Here is a 3352-nt window from a genome sequence, read left to right as displayed (position 1 = left end):
CGACCGGGCCGGCGCCAGGACGGCTCGGGCGGCGGGTGGGAGCCGCCGACGCCCGCTGCGCGACCGAGCGTCGGCGGCTCCGTGAGGGGCGCGACCGGGTCCACGGTTCGACGACGGGGCCATCGGGCTCACCTCAGAGCGACAGCCTCGGGAACGCCGACGCGCCGGCGTAGGACGCCGCCGTGCCGAGCATCTCCTCGATGCGCAGCAGCTGGTTGTACTTGGCGACGCGGTCCGAGCGGGCCGGGGCGCCGGTCTTGATCTGGCCGCAGTTGGTGGCGACGGCGAGGTCGGCGATGGTGACGTCCTCGGTCTCGCCCGAGCGGTGGCTCATCATCGACGCGAAGCCGTGACGGTGGGCCAGCTCGACGGCGTCCAGGGTCTCGGTGAGCGAGCCGATCTGGTTGACCTTGACGAGCAGCGCGTTCGCGGCGCCCTGCTCGATGCCGCGGGCCAGACGCTCGACGTTGGTCACGAACAGGTCGTCGCCGACCAGCTGCACGCGGTCGCCGAGGCGCTCGGTCAGGTCGACCCAGCCGGCCCAGTCCTCCTCGTCCAGCGGGTCCTCGATCGAGACGATCGGGTAGGACGCCACGAGCTCGGCGTAGTAGTCGATCATCTCCGGGGCCGACTTCGCGACGCCCTCGAAGGTGTAGCCGCCCTCGCCGTGGAACTCGCTGGCGGCGACGTCCATGGCCAGCGCGATGTCGGTGCCCAGCGTCAGGCCGGCCTTCTCGACCGCCTTGGCGATGAGGTCCAGCGCCGCGCGGTTGGACGACAGGTTCGGCGCGAAGCCGCCCTCGTCGCCCAGGCCGGTGGACAGGCCGTCGGCCTTCAGCACGGACTTGAGCGCGTGGTAGACCTCCGCGCCCTGGCGCAGCGCCTCGGTGAAGGACTCCGCGCCGATCGGCGCGATCATGAACTCCTGCACGTCGACGTTGGAGTCGGCGTGGGCGCCGCCGTTGAGGATGTTCATCATCGGCACCGGCAGGACGTGCGCGTTGGCGCCGCCGACGTAGCGGAACAGCGGCAGGCCGGCCGACTCGGCCGCGGCCTGCGCGGTCGCGAGCGAGACGCCGAGGATCGCGTTGGCGCCCAGGTTGGCCTTGTTCGGCGTGCCGTCGATGTCGAGCATCGCCTGGTCGAGCGAGCGCTGGTCGTCGGCGTCGAAGCCGGCGAGCGCCTCGTTGAGGGTGGCGTTGACGTTCTCGACGGCCTTGAGGACGCCCTTGCCCAGGTAGCGGGCGCCGGCGTCACGCAGCTCGACCGCCTCGAACTGACCGGTGGAGGCGCCGGACGGCACCGCGGCGCGTCCGATCGTGCCGTCGTCGAGCGCGACCTCCACCTCGACGGTGGGGTTGCCTCGCGAGTCCAGAATTTCCCGTGCGCCGACGGCGTCGATGCGTGCCAAGACGTGCTCCTCGAGTCGAAGAAGAATCGGGGCCCAGCCTAGCCCCGTCGCCTTCTCGCCCGAAGGTGCCGCACCGACGGCGTCCGCCTGTCAGGGTGTGCTCGTGCCCGACTCCCCCGACCTCGCTCCCGCCCGCCGTCGCGTCGACCCGTCGACCGTCGTCATCAGCCTGCTCGTCACGGCGCTCGTCGCCGTCGCCGCCGGCTGGTGGTGGACGAGCCGCGAGGAGGCGGCGGTCTTCACGGGCCGGGACGTGCGACTGATGCCGTCGTCGCTCGTCTGCGGCGACGAGCGGGTCCCGTTCGTCCCTGCTGAGCCCGTCGACGAGTGGGGCGACGTGCCCGCCTACCTGCCCGGCTTCGTGGTGGAGCTGGAACGGGCCGACCGTTGCCTGCTGACGATGCTCGTGCGCAACGACGGCGAGCACGCCGTCCGCGTGCACGACCTGTCGTCCTACCTCGTGCCCGAGGACGAGGACAGCCAGCTCGGTCTGATCGTCGACCGGGAGTCGCTGGTCGAACAGGTCCGGGGCAGCCGGGTCGCCATCGACTCGACCCTCGAGCCCGGTGACTCCCACGCCGTGAACCTCCCGCTGCGTCGGGCAGCGGAGCCGTGCCGCTGGGGAGAGTCGACCTCGTGGATGCCGCTCGGGACGCTCGACGTGTCCCGGAAGGGTCAGCACGCCACGGTGCGGGCCGAGGGGGACATCGCGACGAAGGTGGCGACTGACGACTTCGGAGGGTTCTGCTCCTAGGCCAGCAGGGCCCGCACGCGCGTGCGGAGCAGGCCCTCGGGGTCCTGACCGGCCGCCCGCGCCTCGGCCACGAGGGCCAGCAGGCGTGAGCCGAGGTCGTCCCCCACCACGTCCGGGTCGCCGAGCCGCCCGAGCACCGTGTCGGCGTAGGCCAGGGCCGGCAGCATGCGCGGGACGCCCTCGTCGGGGCGCGTGCGCTGCTTCTGAGCGGCCTTGATCGCCTCCCAGTTCGCGTCGATCTCCTCGACGCTGCTGACCGTCGCGTCGCCGAACACGTGCGGGTTGCGGCTGACCAGCTTGGCGGTGATGCCGTCGGCGACGTCGTCGAGGTCCCAGCCGGCGCCCTCGGCGGCGATGCGGGCGTGGAACACCACCTGCATGAGCAGGTCGCCGAGCTCCTCGCGCAGGTGCTCGCGGTCGCCGTCCTCGATCGTCTCGAGGGTCTCGTACGTCTCCTCGAGCAGGTAGCGGGCCAGCCCCTCGTGCGTCTGCTGCTGGGTCCACGGGCACTCGCGCCGGAGCCGGTCCATCACGTGCACCAGGTCGAGCACGTGGGCGCCGGGGACGTCGTAGGACCCGACCAGCCGGTCGTCGGCCTCGTCGTCGCTCGTCGTCAGCCAGACGACGTCGTGGTCCAGGTGGTCGGGGCGGGACGTCCGCCGCACGCGCACGCCGGACTGCTGGACGGCCGCCACGTGCGGGTCGTCGAGCCGCTCGGCCAGGACCATGCGCGCCGTGCGCAGCAGGTCCCACGCCTCCGCGGTGAGCGAGGCCGGGCGGGACGCGCGGGCTCAGCTGCAGGACCGGCACGCGATCACGCGCACCCGGTCGCGGCGGCCGGCTCGGCGTCGCCGGAGCGCACCGAGAGCGATCCGTTGGAGCCGGTGTCCTGCAGCGACTCGTCCAGCCCCAGCCGGGGGTCGACCTGGACGTCGCGGTCGGCGAGCTCCTGGGCGACGATGTCGCGGCCCTGCTGCTGGGCGACCTCCGGCGAGCCGGCCGGGGAGCCCAACGCCTCGAGGGTGACGCGCAGGCGTCCGTTGAGCTCGGCCGCCTCGATCACCTGCTCGACGTCGGCGTCGGGCAGCGCCTCGGCCAGGCCCTCGCGGTCGGCGACCGGGACGATCCACTCCGACCGCGGCACCGCCAGGTCGCGCTGCTCGGCCAGCTCACGGGCGACGTCGAGC

General features: G+C 73.0%; 4 protein-coding genes. 1 reads left to right on the top strand and 3 read right to left on the bottom strand.

What is annotated here, in order from left to right; genetic code table 11:
- Positions 1 to 133 precede the first annotated feature (133 nt).
- Positions 134 to 1411: a phosphopyruvate hydratase gene (eno, locus tag AC2W7G_RS12230; RefSeq protein WP_485868684.1), complete on the bottom strand. Its 1278-nt coding sequence runs from the start codon at positions 1409 to 1411 to the stop codon at positions 134 to 136.
- A 103-nt stretch (positions 1412 to 1514) separates the two neighbouring features.
- Between eno and AC2W7G_RS12225 the strand changes: the two genes are divergently transcribed.
- Positions 1515 to 2165 carry a hypothetical protein gene (locus AC2W7G_RS12225; RefSeq protein WP_485868683.1) on the top strand — a complete coding sequence of 217 codons (651 nt, stop codon included), beginning with the start codon at positions 1515 to 1517 and terminating at the stop codon, positions 2163 to 2165.
- On the opposite strand, the gene AC2W7G_RS12220 is transcribed toward AC2W7G_RS12225, so the two are convergent.
- Complete coding sequence (locus AC2W7G_RS12220; protein ID WP_485868682.1) at positions 2162 to 2893, bottom strand: nucleoside triphosphate pyrophosphohydrolase; 732 nt, start codon at positions 2891 to 2893, stop codon at positions 2162 to 2164. The genes AC2W7G_RS12225 and AC2W7G_RS12220 overlap by 4 nt on opposite strands.
- An 86-nt stretch (positions 2894 to 2979) precedes the next feature.
- Positions 2980 to 3352, bottom strand: a 373-nt coding sequence (locus tag AC2W7G_RS12215; protein ID WP_485868681.1) for a hypothetical protein, incomplete at its 5' end; no start/stop codon positions are given.

It is taken from the genome of Aeromicrobium sp. PFPM2_SD2 (genome assembly GCF_057364525.1).
Note: the sequence above shows the minus strand (reverse complement) of the source record. Positions and strands in the feature narration are given on the sequence as shown.